Annotated in this window: 13 protein-coding genes; 7 read left to right on the forward strand and 6 right to left on the reverse strand. The window is 73.2% G+C overall.

The window, feature by feature from the left end; translation table 11 throughout:
* Nucleotides 1-3 precede the first annotated feature (3 nt).
* Nucleotides 4-1761 (forward strand): trypsin-like serine protease, encoded by a 1758-nt coding sequence (locus QRN89_RS06830; RefSeq protein ID WP_290348451.1) that lies wholly within the window; start codon nucleotides 4-6, stop codon nucleotides 1759-1761.
* Nucleotides 1762-1984: 223 nt separating this feature from the next.
* Here QRN89_RS06830 and QRN89_RS06835 read toward each other — a convergent pair whose 3' ends face one another.
* Nucleotides 1985-2548: a hypothetical protein gene (locus tag QRN89_RS06835; protein WP_290348452.1), complete on the reverse strand. Its 564-nt coding sequence runs from the start codon at nucleotides 2546-2548 to the stop codon at nucleotides 1985-1987.
* A gap of 414 nt (nucleotides 2549-2962) precedes the next feature.
* Here QRN89_RS06835 and QRN89_RS06840 point away from each other — a divergent pair, with 414 nt between their 5' ends.
* A complete protein-coding gene (locus QRN89_RS06840; RefSeq protein ID WP_290348453.1) occupies nucleotides 2963-3460 on the forward strand; it encodes a levansucrase in 498 nt (165 codons plus the stop codon).
* A gap of 353 nt (nucleotides 3461-3813) precedes the next feature.
* Nucleotides 3814-4137: an STAS domain-containing protein gene (locus QRN89_RS06845; RefSeq protein WP_290348454.1), complete on the forward strand. Its 324-nt coding sequence runs from the start codon at nucleotides 3814-3816 to the stop codon at nucleotides 4135-4137.
* Between the two features lie 84 nt (nucleotides 4138-4221).
* On the opposite strand, the gene fxsT is transcribed toward QRN89_RS06845, so the two are convergent.
* Nucleotides 4222-6240, reverse strand: coding sequence for an FxSxx-COOH system tetratricopeptide repeat protein (gene fxsT / locus QRN89_RS06850; RefSeq protein WP_290348455.1), 2019 nt, complete (start codon nucleotides 6238-6240; stop codon nucleotides 4222-4224).
* 348 nt (nucleotides 6241-6588) lie between these two features.
* Between fxsT and QRN89_RS06855 the strand changes: the two genes are divergently transcribed.
* Nucleotides 6589-7587 carry a lytic polysaccharide monooxygenase auxiliary activity family 9 protein gene (locus QRN89_RS06855; RefSeq protein WP_290348456.1) on the forward strand — a complete coding sequence of 333 codons (999 nt, stop codon included), beginning with the start codon at nucleotides 6589-6591 and terminating at the stop codon, nucleotides 7585-7587.
* Nucleotides 7588-7764: 177 nt separating this feature from the next.
* Here QRN89_RS06855 and QRN89_RS06860 read toward each other — a convergent pair whose 3' ends face one another.
* The 3 genes from QRN89_RS06860 to QRN89_RS06870 all read right to left on the reverse strand — a co-directional run bounded on the left by QRN89_RS06860 (nucleotide 7765) and on the right by QRN89_RS06870 (nucleotide 13548).
* A complete protein-coding gene (locus QRN89_RS06860; RefSeq protein WP_290348457.1) occupies nucleotides 7765-8622 on the reverse strand; it encodes an esterase/lipase family protein in 858 nt (285 codons plus the stop codon).
* A gap of 208 nt (nucleotides 8623-8830) precedes the next feature.
* Nucleotides 8831-9787 (reverse strand): DNA polymerase Y family protein, encoded by a 957-nt coding sequence (locus QRN89_RS06865; protein ID WP_290353598.1) that lies wholly within the window; start codon nucleotides 9785-9787, stop codon nucleotides 8831-8833.
* A gap of 185 nt (nucleotides 9788-9972) precedes the next feature.
* Nucleotides 9973-13548, reverse strand: coding sequence for a DNA polymerase III subunit alpha (locus QRN89_RS06870; RefSeq protein ID WP_290348458.1), 3576 nt, complete (start codon nucleotides 13546-13548; stop codon nucleotides 9973-9975).
* A 226-nt stretch (nucleotides 13549-13774) separates the two neighbouring features.
* On the opposite strand from QRN89_RS06870, the gene QRN89_RS06875 reads away from it, so the two are divergent.
* The gene (locus QRN89_RS06875; protein WP_290348459.1) at nucleotides 13775-14011 is read left to right on the forward strand and encodes a hypothetical protein; all 237 of its coding nucleotides are present in this window, start codon (nucleotides 13775-13777) and stop codon (nucleotides 14009-14011) included.
* A 350-nt stretch (nucleotides 14012-14361) separates the two neighbouring features.
* Nucleotides 14362-15516: an AI-2E family transporter gene (locus QRN89_RS06880; protein ID WP_290348460.1), complete on the forward strand. Its 1155-nt coding sequence runs from the start codon at nucleotides 14362-14364 to the stop codon at nucleotides 15514-15516.
* Nucleotides 15517-15745: 229 nt separating this feature from the next.
* Here the strand turns inward: QRN89_RS06880 and QRN89_RS06885 are convergent, their stop codons facing one another.
* A complete protein-coding gene (locus tag QRN89_RS06885; RefSeq protein ID WP_290348461.1) occupies nucleotides 15746-16831 on the reverse strand; it encodes a S1 family peptidase in 1086 nt (361 codons plus the stop codon).
* 421 nt (nucleotides 16832-17252) lie between these two features.
* Between QRN89_RS06885 and QRN89_RS06890 the strand changes: the two genes are divergently transcribed.
* Nucleotides 17253-18140 carry an alpha/beta fold hydrolase gene (locus tag QRN89_RS06890; RefSeq protein ID WP_290348462.1) on the forward strand — a complete coding sequence of 296 codons (888 nt, stop codon included), beginning with the start codon at nucleotides 17253-17255 and terminating at the stop codon, nucleotides 18138-18140.
* Nucleotides 18141-18158 lie beyond the last annotated feature (18 nt).

Raw genomic sequence — 18158 nt, forward strand, 5'->3', positions numbered from 1 at the left:
CGAGTGCAGATTCGCACGCGTGGTGGCCGGCACAAGCGCCGTACGGGACTCGCGCTTCCTGCCGTGGCCGTCGTCGTCGCGCTGGCAGGGGCGGGGATCGCGGTCACCGAGTCCGGTTCCGCGGAGGCGGGTGAGGCGCCCCGGATCGGCGCGGACGCGCAGAAGCCCGTACAGCCGTCGCAGAAGGAGCTCCTGAGGCGCGTCGGCCTGGCGACGGATGCGGCGGGCGCTTCCGTCCGCAGCGACGGCACGCGCGGCGTGCCCAGCGCACGCATCATCGGTGGTTCCACGACCACCATCGCGGCCGCGCCGTGGATGGCCCAGCTCCACTACTACGACGAGACCACCGGCACCGGATTCCTGTGCGGCGGTGTGGTCATCGCCCCGTCCAAGGTCGCGACGGCCGCACAGTGCGTCAAGGGCGCCAAGTGGTACAAGGGCGGCACCGTCGTCGTCGGCACCGACCGTACGCCCACCCAGAACACCGACGGCACCTGGGACTGGCACGGCGGGACGCTGCTCGGCGCCTACCGGCAGTGGCACCACCCCCAGTTCAGCCTCTCCACGCTGGACAACGACGTGGCCGTGCTGACGCTCACCTCGCCGGTGCCGTCCACCGTCAAGCCGCTGCCGCTCGCCCAGCCGACCGACTCCGCGCTCTACCAGGCGGGGCTCGACGGCAAGGTGTACGGCTGGGGCAAGACCACGTCCGGGCCGGGTGGGGCGGCAGCGACGCTGAAGGTGGCGGACGCGGACGTCGTCTCCGACACCGCCTGCGCCGCGGCGTACCCGGGCGGCGGCTTCGTCAAGGGCCACATGCTCTGCGCCGGGGCCGCACCGACGGGCGACGACGGCACCAGCGAGACCACCTGCAGCGGTGACTCCGGCGGCCCGCTGGTCGTCGGCGGCAGGCTCGCCGGCATCGTCTCCGGGGAGAACTGCTCGACGGCGGGCAAGTACGGCCTGTACGCGAAGGTCTCCACGTACTCCGCCCCGGTCCAGGCCCGGGTGGACGACGCCAACTGGAACTACGACCACACGGCCGACCTGCTGGCCCGCCGGGCGTCGGACGGCACGCTGTTCGGCTGGACGTCGAAGGTCACCTCCCTCAGCCGTACGTTCGACCACGGCTGGTTCGGCGGGTACACCCTGTCGCTGCAGACCGACCTCGACCGGGACGACTACCAGGACGTGCTGCTCCGCGGCTCCAACGGCGACGTCTACTGGGACCACTACGTCCCGTCGTCCGACACGTACGAGCGCAAGCTCGTGGCCAAGGGCTGGAGCAAGCACAAGCAGATCGTCGCCCCCGGTGACGTGACCGGCGACGAGCTGCCCGACATGCTCGCGGTCGACTCCACCGGCACCATGCGCGTGTACCCCGGCAAGGGCAACGGCGGCTTCGCCGCGCCGATCGCCGTCGGCACGGGCTGGGGATCGTTCACGATGGTCCGCGGTCACGGTGACTTCACCGCCGACGGCAAGGCCGACATCTTCGCCCGCAAGAGCGACGGCAAGACCTACCTCTACAAGGGCACGGGTGTCGCGACCAAGCCGTGGGCGGCCCCCGTCCTGGTCGGCGCCTTCGGCAGCATGAACGCGATCGTCACCACCGGCGACGTCAACAGCGACGGCCACGCCGACGTGATGACCCGCGACACCACCGGCAAGCTCTGGCTCTACCCGGGCAAGGGCAACGGCGGCTTCAACGCCCGCGTCGCGTTCGGCACCGGCTGGCAGGCGTACAACCTGTTCGGCTGACCCGGGCGGACGCCGTGCACGCGGCCGGCGGGCGGAGCGAGTGCTCCGGCCGCCGGCCGCGGTGCGTGTGGGGGCGTCGGACGGCGGGTGGGCTGCCGGGGTGCCGGACCCTGCTGAGCTGCCGGTGGGTCCGGGTCAGCGCAGGGCCGCGTCGGTCCGGCCGTGGACGCGCGGGTCCGCACAGGACCGAGACGGCCTGCCCAGGGGCGCCTCGCGTGCCGGCTCATCGAGGGGTCACCGGAGGGCGGTTCGCCCGGAGGCACCGCCGGGCCCGGCGGGCACGACGGCGATTGACGAGCAGACCGGTCAGACAGACCGTCACCAGCAGGGCCGCCCAGCCGAACGAGGCCCAGGCGACGCGTTCCCGGGTCAGCATGAGCCACACCGCGGGCAGCAGCGCCGCGGCCGCCCCCAGCAGGGACCAGCTCACATCGCGACCCGGCCTGCTGACGTCGAGCAGGGCGCACAGACGTTCCGCGCGCTGCGCCGCCAGGGCCGCCAGCCGCGGGTCGGGCACGGGGCGGCCCCGGGCGGTGGCACCGAACAGGCCCACCCGGTCCCGCCACGCCAGTCCGGCCGCGGTCCTGATCCACTCGTCCCACCGGCTCTCCGCCCAGTACCGACGCAGGCGCTGCCGTACGAGGACGAAGAAGACGAGGAGCGCCGGCCCCGCCGCGGCGAGCAGTGCGGGAGAGCCCGGCGGCGATCGGCGCTGGACGGTCGCCACGGCGAGGACGAGCAGAACGGCGAGGAGGCGGAGCGCGGCCGCCCTCGTGAGTACGGACATGGTGTCTTCCAGGTGCGCTGGTGCCGCCGATGTCGCGGTCGGGGATCCAGCGTCCGGCGACCGGTGGGGGCGGCGGCAGTCCCGGGAGCTCGTCGCTTGACAGGGCTCGCAGTGCGTGAAGGGAGCGGGGCGGCCGGGCCGGTACGGCCGATGGGCGCGGCCCACGGCCCCACCCCGGGGCCCGCTCCCGGCCGGGCGCGGACGGCGAACGGACCCGGACGGGGCTCTGCCGGCCGGGAGCCTTCGGGCGGTGGCACTCCCCGGCCCGACCGGACGTCCTGCCGGGGCCGGCCGCTCCCCGCCACCGCCGTCCACCGGGCAGCGGCACTCCCCCGACCCCGCCGCCTCCCGGGCCGTGCCGCTCCCCGCCCCCCCACCGCCGACCGCGCCCCGGGCTTCAGCGATGATCTGCGCATGACCGAAGCGACCGCCGTCCAGACCTACCTGCGATTCGTCGAGCACCGGCTGACGGCCGACGACTGCGCCCCGCGCTGGGAGCAGTGGCACGGCGCCTCCGTGCTCGTCGGCCGGCGAGCCGACTTCCGGCTGAAGTGGGCGGCCACCAAGCTGCATCTCTTCACGGCGGTCGCCGCCGTGCCGGAGATCACGGTGCCGGCCGTCGAGTCCTTCACCTGGCAGGTCCTGGACTACGCCCGCGCCAACAAGGGCGGCCTGCCGGTCGGCCTGCAGACCGGAATCGCCGCCTTCCCCGTGCTCGTGAGCGAGCGGGTCGACCCCGCGGCCATGGCCTGGGCACAGGAACAGCAGCGCATGCGCTTCGCATGCTTCGCACGCCCGGTCGTGGTGGACATGTCCAAGGGGCATGTGGGCTTCTACCGGGACACTCCGACGCTGGGCCGCGTCTACGCCTCCCACCTGCTCGACAAGGGCACGCGCTACTTCCAGAAGTAGCGGCGCGGGGCGCCATCGGCGCGACGTGCCGTCATGGTCGGGCGCGTGTCCGGCGGGCCGGTCGGCCGCCCCGGGGACGACGGGGGCGAACCGCTCAGCTGCGGCGAGAGGTTCTCCGGGCGGCCGCCGGCACGGAGGCGGTCTGGCGTCCGGACCGTGGATGTGACACGCTCGGCGCAACCAGCCTGGTCTGGTGGGAGACCCCGCGCTGCCGAGCGGTCACACACGGTGACCGATGGACGGTACGGGTGGTCTTGCTCGGCTTTGGGCGGCACGACGCCGCACGCTTGACGGACCTCTTCCCGTACGGAAGCGACCGTGATGGGCTCCGATCCCGAACGGTGAGCATGATCATGCGCACTTTCCACGTGAGCGTCGACGAGCGTCCGGGCCGCACCGTGGTGACCCTGGCCGGCGAACTGGACGTGGACACCTGCCCCCGCGTCACCCGCGTCACCGACACCGTGCCCCTCCCCGGCAGAACACTCAGCCTGGATCTGTCGGGCGTCTCCTTCATGGACTCCAGCAGCCTCAACATGCTGCTGGTCCTGCTTCGGCGCGCCGAGGCGGAGAAGGGAGCCCTGGAGCTGTGCGGCGTGCAGGACCAGGCCCGGCGCCTTCTGGAACTCACCGGCGCCGGCGGGCTGTTCAACATTCGTCCGGCGCTGGCCGCGTGAGCCCCGGCCGCGCGTCCCGCCACCGGAGGCGCGGGCGGTGGCGTCAGCGCCCGGGCGGCCGGGGCCGTCAGTGGGACGGCGTCGTCAACGGAGACGGTTGACCAGAGCGAACGCGTCCTCGGTCTTGGGGTGGCTCCTGCCCAGCCGGGTGTGCAGGATCTGCGCACCCCGGCGGGCGAGGTCCGGCGCGGTCGGGTCGTTCACGTGGTGCAGGACCCGGGCCTGGAACAGCAGGACGTACCCGATGTACAGGTGGTCCGGGGCGTAACTGGCCTCGCGGATCCGCAGCGCCCGCGAGATCAGCGGCACGGCCGTGGCGTAGTCGCCGAGGTCGACGTGGACGTTCGCCAGCGCCACCAGGTCGAAGCTCACGTACGGGTCGTGGGGCCCGTACGCCGCCTCGTCGATCCGCAGCGCCCGCTCGGCCAGCGGCTGCGCCGCCCTGTGTTCGTCGAGAAGGCACAGTATCCGCGCCAGCGTGGCCAGGTCCGTGGCGATGGCGGGGCTGTCCGCCGGCAGACAGGAATCGTGCAGGCGCAGTGCGCGTTCCGCCAGCGGGCGTGCCCTCTCCGGCGCGCCGAGGTCCCGGTGGATCTGCGCCAGGGTGATCAGGTCGAAGCCGACCTCAGCGTCCCGGCCGCCGAGCGACTCGTCGATCGCGAGGGCACGTTCGCACAGGCGCAGCGCGACCGGGCAGTCACCGATCTGGATGAGGAACTCCGACGCCATCCTGAGCAGCACCGCGGTCTCCGCGGCGCACTCGGCCGGTGGGTCGTCCTTGGTCAGCGCGATGACGTGCGGGAGCAGCTCCTGCCAGCGCGGCCTCGCATCCGGGTCGTTGTGGAGATCCTGCGGCACGGCCGCGAGCAGCGCACGACACAGCCGGACCCGAGCGTCCGTGTGCGCCGCGTCCGGCATCGCGGCCCGGACGGCGGCCTGAACCAGCCGGTGCAGCACCAGGGACGCGTTCCCCCGCCTCGCGAGACCCAGACCTGCCAGGGCGCCGACCGTCGTGTCCCATGCCAGCGGGTCGGCTGCGGGCACGTCCAGGATGTCGGGGCTGCCCGTGAACAAGTCCAGCGGGATCGGCTCCGGCGCCAGCAGGGCGCACAGCTCCAGCAGCCGTACCGCCTGGGGCTGCTCCGCCTCCAGCCTCCGCACACTGAGCTGCCACAGGGTCGACACCACCACCGCCGGCCGGTCGGTCGGCTCGCCCTGCCCGATCATGTCCTCCAGCCGTGACGTCAGCAGGGACAGGTACTCCTCGGGCGCCGTGTGGTTGTAGCCCATGTACCCGGCCGCCTGCTCCAACGCCAGTGGCAGATCCCCCAGTTGCTCGGCGATCCGGTCCGCCACCTCAGCGGTCGTGCCGGGCACCCGCCGGACCAGCAGCTCCCGCGACTCCCGCCTGGTGAACACATCCAGGTCGATGACGTCGGCCCTGCTCGACCAGCCGCTCACCCTGGTCGTGACGATGACATGGCCGTTGCCCGCCAGGTCGCCCGACGGCAGCGCGTGCGTCAGCGTGCCGGGTCTCTCCCCGTTGTCGAAGACGACCAACCAGGGCCTGCGGTCCCGCAACGTGCCGTACACCCGTGGAATGGCCTGGTCCGAGTTCACCTCCGCCAGCCCCAGCTCGCCGGCCAGCGACACGAACTGCGCCGCCACCAGATCGGGGTGCTCGGCGTCCACGAACGCGACGAACCGGTACTTCGACAGGTAGCGGTACGCGTACTCGACCGCGAGCTGGGTCTTGCCGACGCCGCCCAGCCCGTGCACGGCCAGCGTCGCGACGTCGTCCATGGAGGTGAGCCGCTGCCGCAACTCCCGCAGGGCGGCGTCACGGCCGGTGAAGTTGATGTTGCGCGGCGGCAGTCGGTACGCCACGGGCCCGAGCGGGACCCGCGCACGGTCGCGGCGCGGCGCCTGCCACAACCCGATCAGCGCCATGGGTACCAGGACGAGGAGCACCACCCACGGGTGGACGCGCACGAAGTCGAGCGGCCCCGGCCAGCGGCTCTGACCGGACGCCGCGTTGAAGGCAAGACTGCCGACGAACAGCACGAGCAAACCGGCCACCGCACTGGCCAGCGTTCGCCACATGGCTCCCTCTTCGGTACGGCGCCGGACGATCGACAGCCGACGTGACCTTATCCCAGAAGCCGCACGGCCCGAGGGGATTCGGCCGACGTCGGCATCTGACCATGTGGTCACGCGTGTGCGCTCCGCAGCGTTCCTGAGCCCCTTCTTACCCCACCCTTAAAGCGACCATAAGGATCGCCATCACCCCGCCCCAGCAGCCCGTTTGGGCGTTTCGACGGGCTAGCTTGCTGATCGCCGGGCGGGGTCCGGGCGTCGGTGCCGCTGTGGAATCGGGGGGCTGCACCGCGGTGCGGGCCCCCGCCCGGGATCCCCCCTCCCCCTACGCCGCTCTCGAAGGAGATCCTCACCATGACCGCTCGCCGCAGGGCCGCCACCGTCGCCGCGCTCGGGATCGCGCCGCTCGCGCTCACCACGCTCGCCGCCTCGCCGGCCGTCGCGCACGGGTCGATGACGGATCCGGTGAGCCGGGTGTCCGCGTGTTACGCCGAGGGACCCGAGAGCCCCGACTCCGCGGCGTGCAAGGCGGCGGTCGCGGCCAGCGGGGCGCAGGCGTTCTACGACTGGAACGAGGTCAACATCGCCAACGCCGCGGGCAACCACAAGTCGCTGATCCCGGACGGCAAGCTGTGCAGCGCGAACCGGGACAAGTACAAGGGCCTGGACCTGCCGCGCGCCGACTGGCCCGCCTCGAAGCTCGCGGCCGGCAACCACACGTTCCACTACAAGGCCACCGCCCCGCACCGGGGTTCGTTCGAGCTGTACATCACGAAGGACGGTTACGACCCGTCGAAGCCGCTCGCGTGGTCGGACCTGGAGGCGCAGCCGTTCGCCAAGGTCACGGACCCGAAGCTGGTGAACGGGGAGTACGTCTTCGACGGCACCGTGCCCGCGAGGTCGGGGCGGCACCTGGTCTACTCGATCTGGCAGCGGTCGGACTCGCCCGAGGCCTTCTACACCTGCTCGGACGTGGTGTTCGGCCAGGACAGCGGCGGTTCCGCGGGGGGTGGCGCCCCGGCGCCGACCGCGTCCGCGCCCTCGGACGAGCAGATCGAGGAGGGTCAGGACGAGTCCACCGTCGACCACGGCGGTCACGGCGGCGACGACCACTCCGAGGCGCCGGCCGCGAACGAGCCCGCCGACGCCACCCCGAAGGCGGCGACGGAGTCGGGCACGGACGGCGGGACCGGCGCCGAGGCCAACGCCCCCGGGGCCAACGGCGCCGGGGAGAACCTCGCCGAGACCGGTGGCGACGGCGGCACCCCGTATCTCGCGGCCGGCGGTGCCGCGGTGCTCGCGCTGGGCGCGGCCGTGGTGTTCGCGACCACGCGCCGCAGGGCCGGCCGCTGAGCCGAGGGCGCAGGGAAGGGCGAAGGTGCCGCCGCGGTGTGTCGCGGCGGCACCTTCGCCGTTTCCGAGCGGACGGCGCGGGCGCCGCGGCGGGATCGCCACCGCGGCTCCGCACAGGACGGCCCGTGAGCGTGCCGGCCGTCAGCAGGTCCGGCAGGTCGGGTGCCTGCCGTCAGGTCAGTCGAAGACCGACGCGCAGGTCGTCGGCTTGGCCTTCGCCGGATCGAGGGCGTTGACCACCTCGTGGTACGCGATCCGGTCGAACAGCCCTATGGCCACGTGCTCGGAGAGGTCGATGGCGCACAGGTCCTGCAGGGTCACGTTCTTCACGTTCGGCCCGTCGAGGAACGCCGACCGCCAGGGGGTGACGACCTCGTCGTACTTGGTGGCGATGACGGTGTACCGGACGCCGGGGACGGTGTCGCCGCCCTCGTTCAGTTTGGTGAGGAACGCGGAGCCGGCCATCTGGTCGGCCAGCCCGGGGGTCGCGGAGTTGAGCAGGTCCGCCGCGCCCGGGAAGTACTTGAGCAGGCCGGTGAGCCCGTGGAGCGTCGTCCCGTGGTTGTCGGGTGCGAGGCCGATGAGGGCGTTCACCTTGTCGGCGCCCCCGAGGAACTTGAGGTAGTGACGCGGCATCATGCCGCCCTGCGAGTGACCGACGAGATCCACCTCGCCGGCTCCGGTGGCGGTGAGGACCCGGTCGACGTACGTGTCGAGTTGCTCGGCCGACTTCGCGATGGGGCCGAGGCCGTGGAAGAAGGGGACGCCCGGGAGCTGGCCGTAGTCGAGCGAGAACACGCAGTAGCCGCGCTTCACGAGGTACGGCGCGAGGGAGAGCCAGTTGTCGACGGAGTTCCCGAAGGTTCCGTGGACGAGGACCACCGGGCGGGGGTGGGCGGTGGAGGGCTTGCAGGACCAGTTGTTCCAGCCGCTCGACGGAGCGGCTGCGTGGGCGGTGGCGGCCGGCGCGAGGCCGATCGCCACCGCCAGCAGGGCGGCGGTCAGTGGTCTGAGGGCACGCTTCCAGGACAGCATCGTGCGATCTCCTTGCGGCTCAAGGGAATGCGAGGCTGATGTGGGGATGTGGGGATTCGCCCTGCGGCCCGGACCACAAGAAGGGAGGTGTGCTCATGTCAAACGTACGCACGGGTAACCAGGACTGGAAAGTTACGCGTCGGTAAAAACTGAAACACCGTCAAGATCCGTGATGGTGTGGTTACTCACAGAAACGCGGAGGTGCGGCTTATGCGGCGAGGGAGCCCGGAATGACCGCGCGGGGGCCGAACTTGGCCCGCGCCCGGTCGGCAACCGCCTCCAACCGGCGTGCTTTGTCATCGGCGGGGTCGAAGGTGAGCTGGTGCGCGGCCCGTTCGGCGGGGATCAGCCCTTCGGCGCGCAGCGCGAGGGCACGCACCCGGGCGCGCTGCAGACCGAGCGCGTCCAGGAGCCGGTACGCGGCACCGGTGAGCGACGCGGAGTGCGCGGTCGGCTCGGCCAGGGCGCGGGTCCTGGTGGTCGTGGTGCGGTCGGCGTAGCGCACGGTGAGCGTCAGGGAACGGCACACCTGCCCCTCCCCGCGCATCCTCGCCCCCAGTTCCCCGGCGAGCGAGAGCAGCGCGCGGCGGTGGCGGTCACGGTCCAGCTCGTCCCGGGGGAAGGTGCGTTCGGCCGCGACGGAGCGGGCCGCCGCGTTGGGGACGACCCGGGTCCGGTCGACGCCGTGGGCCTTCTCGTACACCTCCCGCCCCGTGCGTACGCCGAGGATCCGCTGGAGCACGGCGAGGGGGGCGGCGGCGACCCGGTCGACGGTGTCGAGCCCGTAGCCGCAGAGGGTGCGGGCCGTGGCGGGGCCGACGCCGTGCAGCGCGGCGACCGGGCGGCCGGCGAGGAACTCCGCAGCGTCGCCCACGACCAGGGTCGTACCGGGGCCGGCCTCCCGCGCCGCCATCCTGGCGAGCAGCGGGTTGGGCCCTGCGCCGATCACGCAGTCGACGCCGTACAGGGCGAGGGCCCGCACCCGGATCACCGCGGCGAGTCCGGCGGCGTCCCGGCCGAAGTACCTCAACGCGCCCCGGACATCGGCCAGCGCGCCGTCCTGACCGACCGCCTCCACCACCGGGGTGAACGCACCGAGCAGCCCGAGCAGCCCCGCGTAGGCGGCACCGTCCGGCGCCTCTCCGCCGGCGCCGCGGAAACGCACGTACAGGACGGTCGGCGCGTCCGGCTCCCCCGCCGGCACGGACGGCACAGAGGGCACGGGCGCGGAGGACGCGGACGCGCATGCGGACGCAGGCACGGAGGACGCGGGCACGACGGGCACGGGCGCATCCGTCCCGCCCCCCGCGCCGTCGCCGCGCGGGGGAAGCGTGTTCCCCTGCCCGTTCGTCATCCCGCGCTCCCGGGGCTCTGGTGCCACAACTTCCGTGCCGGTGCCGCCCCTTCACCCGCGGGGCGGAGATCGGCCCAGGCGTTCATCTCGTACCCGGTGGACATCCGGATGCGGCGGCCACCGTCGGCCGGGGCGCCGGACGCACCCTCACTCCCGGCGCCGTCCCCGCCGCCCCCACCCGCGGTCCCCGCGGCGAGCCGCTCGGCCACCGCGTCCAGGCCGCCCGTGCGCCGGAGTTCGATCAGGTCCGCGAGGTTCCACGCCGCGGAACCGACCACACTGAGGCTGCGCGGCCCCCGGCGCTGGACGACGCCGCGCACCAGCAGCAGCCAGGAGTGGAAGACGGTGTGGGCGCACGCCTCGTGGCTGTCGTCGAAGAAGGCCAGGTCGACCAGGCCCGTGCCGTCGTCCAGGGTGGTGAAGATGACTCGTCGCCCGGAGCGGATCGGCGGCGTCTGGGTGGCCGCCTTGGCGCCTGCGACCAGCACCGTCGCGCCGTGGTCCGCATCGCGCAGCCGCTTCGCGGGGATCGCGCCGAGTTCGTCGAGGAAACGGTGGTGGTCGGCCATCAGATGGCGGGACGCGTCCATACCGAGGACGCCCAGTTCGGCGCTGAGCCGCTCGGCCTCGTTGAGGTCGGGCAGCCCGACGGACGCGGTCCTGCGGCCGCCGTCGAGCGGGAGCTGCCCGCCGCGTCCGCCGTGGGAGACCGAACTCCGCTGGGCGCGGTGCAGTTCGGCGATGTGCAGCAGCAGATCGCGCCGGTTGGCACCGAACTCGTCCAGCGCGCCGACCTGTGCGAGCCGTTCCGCGACCGGCCGTCCGGGGCGGGCCCGCTCCCAGAAGTCCAGCAGCGAGGAGTACGGCTGCGCGGCCTCGATCCGTTCCGCTTCCACCTCGCCGATGCCGTGGACGTCGGAGAACGCCAGCCGCAGACCCCAGGTCCCGGACCCCCCGTCATCGGACACCAGTTCGATGCGATGGGTGACCGCGGACCGGTTCACATCGAGCGGGAGCACCGGCACCCCCCGCCTCCGCGCGTCCGCCAGCAGCAGCCGCTTCGGGTACATCCCGGGGTCGTGCGTGAGCAGCCCCGCGTAGAAGGCCGCCGGATGGTGCGCCTTGAGCCAGGCCGACTGGTACGTCGGCACGGCGAAGGCGACGGCGTGCGCCTTGCAGAAGCCGTACGAGCCGAACGCCTCGATGATCTCCCAGGTCCGTGCGACCACCTCGGCCGTGTACCCCTTCCGCTCCGCCTGCGCGGCGAACCACGTCCTGATGCGCTCCTGCGACTCGGGGTCGGAGAGTCCGCGCCGCACCCGGTCGGCCTCGTCCCGGCCGCAGCCGGTCATGATGTCCACCATCTCGATGATCTGCTCGTGGAAGACGACGACGCCGTACGTCTCCGCCAGCGGCCCGGCCAGATCGGGGTGCGGGAAGCGGACCGGCGCCCGCCCGTGCCGCGCCTCGATGAACGGCCGCACCATGTCCGCCGCGACCGGCCCCGGCCGGAACAGCGAGATGTCCACGACCAGGTCGTGGAAGCTCGCGGGCTGCAGCCGGCCGACGAGATCGCGCTGGCCCGGCGACTCGATCTGGAAGCAGCCCAGCGTCTCGGCGGAGCGGATGAGCCCGTACGTCGCCGGATCGCCCGGCGGCACCTGACCTGCGTCGTCCAGGTCGATCCGCCGGCCCGTCGTCCGCTCGATCTCCGTGACGGCGTGCGCCATGGCGGACTGCATCCGTACACCGAGCACATCGAGTTTGAGCAGCCCGAGGTCCTCGACGTCCTCCTTGTCGAACTGCGACATCGGGAAGGGGGAGGCTCCCCCGCCCGAAGGACCGCCGGGGATCTCGCCGCTGGTCGGCATCACGGGGGTGCGCCGCAGCAGTGAGGAGTCGGAGATGAGCACCCCGCACGGGTGCATGGCGACGCCTCGCGGCAGCGCGTCCAGGCTCTCGACCAGCTCCCACAGCCTGCGGTGACCGCCCTTCTCCTTCGCCACCTCGCGCAGTTCGGGCAGCTCCTCCATGGCCGCGCGGGCATCGCGGGCGCGGATGTGCGGGAACGCCTTCGCCAGCCGGTCGATCTCGGCCGGGTCCATGCTCAGCGCGGCACCCACGTCCCGGATCGCGTGCCGCACCCGGTAGGTCTCGGGCATGGCGACGGCCGCGACCCGCTCCTCGCCGAAGCGGTCGAGGATCGCGCGGTACACCTCCAGCCTGCGGGCGGACTCGACGTCGATGTCGATGTCGGGCAGCGCGAACCGGCGCTTGGACAGGAAGCGTTCCATCAGCAGGTGCTGCTCGACCGGGTCGGCGTGCGCGATGCCGAGGAGATGGTTCACGAGGGATCCGGCGCCGGAGCCGCGGGCCGCGACCCGGATACCCATCTCCCGCACGTCGTCCACGACCTGAGCAACCGTCAGAAAATAGGTGGCGTTGCCGTGGAAGGCGATGACGTCCAGCTCGGAGTGCATCCGCTCCCAGTACGCGCGGGACTGCGCCGGCGGCAGCCGGTCGTAGCCGCGCAGCACCATCCCCGCCGCGGCCCGGGAGGCGAGGACGCGCTGGGCGCTGCGTCCGGCGGCGCCCACGAGGTGCGGCTCCGGGTAGTAGGCGTAGCCCATCCCCAGGTCGCGCTCGGGGTCGACGCGGCATTCGGCGGCGGTCTCCTCGGTGACGGCGAGCAGCCGGTGCGCGGCGTCGCGGCGCCCGCCGGCGGCCTCGGCGATCCGCTCGGCCGCGCGGGCCATGTCGTCCGCGCCCTTGAGCCAGCGCTCGCCGCTGTCGAGCCCCCGGGCGGGGTCGACGGGGACGAGCCTGCGGGCCGCGTCGAGGACGTCGGCGACGGGGCCCTGGCCGGGATCGGCGTAGCGCACGGCGTTGCTGAGGACGGCCCTGACGCCCTGCTCGGCGGCGAAGCCCGCGGTGCGGGCGGCGAGGCGGAGCGAGCCGGGGCCCGTGCCCTCGGTCCCGTGGTGCACGACCTCGAGACGGAGTGCGTCGCCGTACCGCTCCCGCCAGGGCGCGAGCAGCCGGGCGGCCCGGTCGGGACGGCCCGCGGCGAGAGCCCTGCCCACCTCGGAGGCCGGGCCGAGCAGCACGGTGAGCCCGTCACCCCAGGAAGCTCCGGCGGGCCCCGTGGCTCCGGCGAGGGCGTCCCGGTCGAGGACCGGCCGGCCTTCGGCGGTGTGGGCCGCGGTGATCAGCCGGCAGAGCTCCGCCCAGCCGGCGGCGCCGTCACGGGCGAGGAAGGTGACGCGGGGCGCGGACTCGTCGATGAAGGCGCCACCCCGGACCGGGGTGCGCCGGCGCTCGGCTCGGGCGGTCGTGCCCTCGGTCCGTACGCCCTGCTCGCGCACGGCGAGCTCGGCCCCGAAGATCGGGCGGACCCCCGCCCTGGCGCAGGCCTTGGCGAAGCGGACCGCGCCCGCGACGGTGTCGCGATCGGTCAGGGCGAGGGCGCCCATGCCCCGCTCGGCGGCGCGCTCGGCCAGCCGCTCCGGGTGCGAGGCCCCGTACCGCACGGAGAAACCGGACACGGTGTGCAGATGCGTGAAACCGGGCACCCGCACCTCCTGGATCAATCCGTTCTCACCTCCCCCTCGCCTCCACCATAGACCAAGTTTCGAACATTCGTACGATGCCCATACGGGTGGGCTCGGCTACGATCCGGGACCGTGATCCGTACGGCTCCCCCGCGCCCGGCGGACGTGGAAACGCTGCTCCCCGAGGTCGCCGCGTACCGCAAGGAGGAGGCGATACGGCTGCACCCGCGGGCCGGGGCGCCCCGGCGTGCTGGACAGCCCGGTGGGCGGTCCCCTGCTCCGGCCGGCCGGGGAGCCCTGGCCGCACTGCGACGACGACGCCCCGGACACCGAGCGCGCACCGGACGGGCCGGGACCGCGGCCGATGGTGCCGGCGCCGCAGTTGTTCGCTTCGGGCGTCCCCGGGCTGCCGTTCCCGGAGGGTACGGACGTGCTGCAGCTCCTGGGGTGCATGCCCTACGACCACCGCGCCGACTGCTCCTGACGGCCGGGCCGCGCACCGGGGGTCCGCACGCCGGAGCCGCCGGGCCGGGGAAGCGTCCGAAGACACCGGGCCCGGAGGCACCCGGTGCCCGAAGGCCCGGATGTCCGCACGCCGGAGCCGCCGGGATCCCGGACGTCCGCACACCGGAGCCGCCCGCCCCGGGCAGCGACCGGAGCCACGGGGCTCCGGAGGGGACGGGGCCCTGCCCGAAACCGGCCCCGGGCCCCTGCGCCCGCCCCGCGGGACCCCGGCCGGGCCGCGCGGCCGTGCCTCGGGCGAAGCCGTGCCTTCGGGCGAATGAGGGCCCGCGCGCGTTGGGCCCGCCTCCGCCGGTGGTACCAGTCCGGGCAATGCCCACACGATCCGCCCACCCCCGGCACCGGATCCGCGCGGCGCGCGGCGTCGCGCGCGGTGACGCCCGCCCGGCGCCGGGCGCCCACCCCGCCGCCGAATCCCCGGTGGCACCCGCCCTGCGGACGGCCGCCGCCTACGCCTGGCGGCTGCTGGTGGTCGGCGCCCTCGTGTACGCCGTCTTCTCGGTCCTCGGGCGGTTCCACGAGATCGGCGTGGCCGTCTTCCTCGGTCTCGTCGGCACGGCGATGCTCCGGCCGGTCGTCGATCTGCTGACCCGGCGGCTGCCGCGCCCGCTCGCCGTGACCATCGCGCTGATCGGCAGCATCGCCCTCGTCCTCGGTGTGCTGGCCCTGGTGGCGGAGACCGTCGCCGGCGAGCGGACCGTGCTGCAGCACGAGTTCGGCGCCGGGATCGAGAGGATCGAGCGCTGGCTGGAGCAACCGCCGTTCCGACTGAACCCGGAGGCGCTCAACGATCTCCAGTCACGGATCGGCCGGTTCCTCTCCAGCCACCGGTCCACGCTGATCAGTACCGCTCTCAGCGGCGCGGGCCGGCTGGTGGAGGTGCTGACGACCCTGGCGCTCGGGCTGTTCTGCGCGGTGTTCTTCCTGCACTCGGGCGACCGCCACTGGCACTGGTTCTGTGCCCAACTGCCGCTCTCCGCGCGGGACCGGGTCTCGGTGGCGGGCCACGCGGCCTGGCGCACCTTCACCGGTTACACGCACGGCATCGTGCTGGTGGCGGCGACCAACGCGATCCTGGTCGGCGTGGCGCTGTACGCCCTCGGCGTGCCGCTCGCCGTGCCGCTAGCGCTGCTGGAGTTCTTCGCCGCGTTCATCCCGCTCATCGGCTCGCCCATCGCGCTCGCGGTCGCCGCGGTCGTGGCGCTGGCGGCCAAGGGCCCGGTCATCGCCGCGGTCGTCATCGCGCTGATCGTGGTCATCGGCCAGATCGAGGGACACGTGCTGCATCCGCTCGTGCTGAGCTGGGCCGTACGGCTGCATCCGCTGGTCGTGGCGCTCTCGGTCGTCGCCGGGGCGATCGCCGCCGGGGTGATCGGCGCGGTCGTGGCCGTACCGCTCGTGTCGGTCGTCTGGTCGGTGCGCCAGGCGCTCGGCGCGCGCAACGGCCGCGGCCCGGCCCGCCCCTGAGGGGACGGACCGGGCCGGGGGCTGCCGTGCCGGGTGGTGCTGTGCCGGGTGGTGCTGTGCCAGGTCATGCTCTGCAGAGGTCACTCGGCCGGGTGGTGCTCCGTCAGAGGTCCCCCGTCAGGCGGTGCTCGCCCGGGGACGGTGTCCCCGGCCGCGCTCCCTCGGGGGTCCCTCTGCCGGGTGGGTGCCCGGCCGGACGGCGCCTGCCAGTGGCGCCGTGCCGGTCGGATCAGCCGATCTCGGCGCCGAGGACCTGCAGCGCCTCCGTCACCGGCTGGAAGAACGTCTCGCCGCCCGCGGAGCAGTCACCGCTGCCGCCGGAGGTCAGACCGATCGCGGCGTCACCGGCGAAGAGCGAGCCGCCGCTGTCGCCGGGTTCGGCGCAGACGTTCGTCTGGATGAGGCCGTTGACGACCTGGCCGTTGCCGTAGTTCACGGTGGCGTCGAGGCCGGTGACCTCGCCGTCGTGGACCTGGGTGGTGGAGCCGCTGCGGGTCACCTGCATGCCGACGGTCGCGTCGCCCGCCTTGGTGATCTGCTGCGTGCTGCCGTTGTAGAGGTTGACCTCGCTCGGGTGGGCGGTGTCGCCGCTGTACTTGACGAGGGCGAAGTCGTTCTCGGGGAACTGCGAGTCGACCATGCTGCCGATCGCGGCGCCGCCCGCGGAGTCCGACCACTCGCTGCCGGCCTCACCGCAGTGGCCGGCCGTGATGAAGTGCGGGGCACCGTCCTTGACGACGTTGAAGCCGAGCGAACAGCGGCCGCCACCGCTGTGGATGGCGTCACCGCCGGCCACGAAGGGCTTGAACTCCCCGGCCGTCTTCTTCAGCTCCGCCTTCGCACCGAGGCCCTTCACGACCTCCTGGAGCTTCGTCAGGTCCGCACCCCCGACCGTACGGTCGGCCGTGACGACCACCTTGTTGGTCACCGGGTCGGTGGCCCACGAGGTGCCCGGGATGGTGGCCCGGTCGGTGAGGGTCTGCCGGGCGGTCTTCAGCTCGGCCAGCGAGTTCTCGACGACTCTCGCCTTGCCTCCGGCCGCGCGGACGGCGTCCGCCGCCGCCTCGTCGACGACGTTCATCACGAGGGCCTTGGCCTCGGCGTCGTAGTAGGCGCCGGCCGCGTCGCCGCCGAGGCTCTTGTTGAGCGTCGAGGCGAGAGTTCCGGCCGCCGAGGCGGAGAGCGTCTTCACCGTGACCGCGGGCTTGTCCTCGCTGGCGTTCGCAGTCTGGAAGGTGACGCCGGCCGCCACGAGAGCGGCGACGGCTCCACCTGCCATCGCCGCGCGCCTCTTGGGTATTCGTCGGTGCTTCACGTAGGACCTCCTGTGGGGGGCCGCGAACGGGCAAGTGGGGTACCCGGACGCGGAGGATCGGGCGCCCACTATTCCGATACGCGCCGGTAGCACACAAGGTCGACTTCAGGACGCGCACACGACACCACCAATGCGCCCTCTGCTTCTTCACGACCCCGGGCCCGTACAGGTCGGTTCCGTTTGCGAACACCCCTTGCTACCGGCCGATGGGCAGCACGTAAGGACTAGTCCTGTCCGAATCGCCATGCCCAACCGGCTCATTGGGGACTTACGCCGACCTCGCTCCGACGGGTAATCATCAAGGGGGCGGGGAATGCCAGGACAGTATTGCTGTACATGGCACATGTGGACGGCACTTACGGCATGTGCGGAATGTGCGGCATTTCCTGATTCTTGGAACCCCACGGCGAAGGAGGCGCGGGTGCGACGTCGGGTGCACGCGTCGGACGGGCGGCATCTGATGGTGGAGCGCCTCGGGGACCCGCGCGGCAGACCGGTCTTCCTGCTGCACGGCACCCCGGGCAGCCGTCTCGGGCCCGCGCCGCGCGGCATGGTGCTCTACCAGCGCGGAATGCAGCTGATCGCCTACGACCGGCCGGGATACGGCGGTTCGGACCGGCTGGCCGGGCGCAGTGTGGCGGACGTGGTCGCGGACGTACGGGCGATCGCCGACGCGCTGGGGCTCGACCGGTTCGCGGTGGTGGGGCGTTCGGGCGGCGCACCGCACGCGCTGGCCTGTGCGGCCCTGCTGCCCGACCGGGTCACCAGGGCCGCGGCGCTCGTGACGCTCGCGCCGCGGGACGCGGACGGCCTGGACTGGTTCGAGGGCATGGCCGCCTCGAACGTCCTCGAGTACACGACGGCCACCGTCGACCCGGACGGGCTCACGGCGCGGTTCATCCTGCGCTCGGCGGAGATCCGGCGCGACCCGGTCCGGCTCCTCGACGATCTGCGCAGGGAGCTCACCGACTCGGACCGGATGGTCGTCGCGGACGCCGGCGTGCGGTCGATGCTGCTGCGCAACTACCAGGAGGCGCTGCGCACTTCCGCGTACGGCTGGATCGACGACGCCCTCGCCTTCTGCAGCCCCTGGGGTTTCGACCCCGCCGACATCACCGCGCCCGTGCTCCTGTGGCACGGCGAGAAGGACGTCTTCTCACCGGTCGGCCACTCCCGCTGGCTGGCGCAGCGCATCCCGGGGGCCACGGCCGTCCTGGAGCCGGCCGCCGCCCACTTCGACGCGCTGCACGCGCTCCCCCGGATCCTCACCTGGCTGCTGGAGGACCACCCGGGGGTACCCGGTCCGTGACCGGTGGGGACGCCCGGC

It is taken from the genome of Streptomyces sp. HUAS CB01 (assembly GCF_030406905.1).
Classification (GTDB): domain Bacteria; phylum Actinomycetota; class Actinomycetes; order Streptomycetales; family Streptomycetaceae; genus Streptomyces; species Streptomyces chengbuensis.

What these genes read in the sequence shown, in the direction of transcription:
- QRN89_RS06860 (WP_290348457.1), bottom strand. Translation starts at nt 8,622, where the DNA reads ATGCTGTCCTGGAAGCGTGCCCTCAGACCACTGACCGCCGCCCTGCTG.
- QRN89_RS06855 (WP_290348456.1), top strand. Translation starts at nt 6,589, where the DNA reads ATGACCGCTCGCCGCAGGGCCGCCACCGTCGCCGCGCTCGGGATCGCG.
- QRN89_RS06835 (WP_290348452.1), bottom strand. Translation starts at nt 2,548, where the DNA reads ATGTCCGTACTCACGAGGGCGGCCGCGCTCCGCCTCCTCGCCGTTCTG.
- QRN89_RS06845 (WP_290348454.1), top strand. Translation starts at nt 3,814, where the DNA reads ATGCGCACTTTCCACGTGAGCGTCGACGAGCGTCCGGGCCGCACCGTG.
- QRN89_RS06880 (WP_290348460.1), top strand. Translation starts at nt 14,362, where the DNA reads ATGCCCACACGATCCGCCCACCCCCGGCACCGGATCCGCGCGGCGCGC.
- fxsT (WP_290348455.1), bottom strand. Translation starts at nt 6,240, where the DNA reads ATGTGGCGAACGCTGGCCAGTGCGGTGGCCGGTTTGCTCGTGCTGTTC.
- QRN89_RS06840 (WP_290348453.1), top strand. Translation starts at nt 2,963, where the DNA reads ATGACCGAAGCGACCGCCGTCCAGACCTACCTGCGATTCGTCGAGCAC.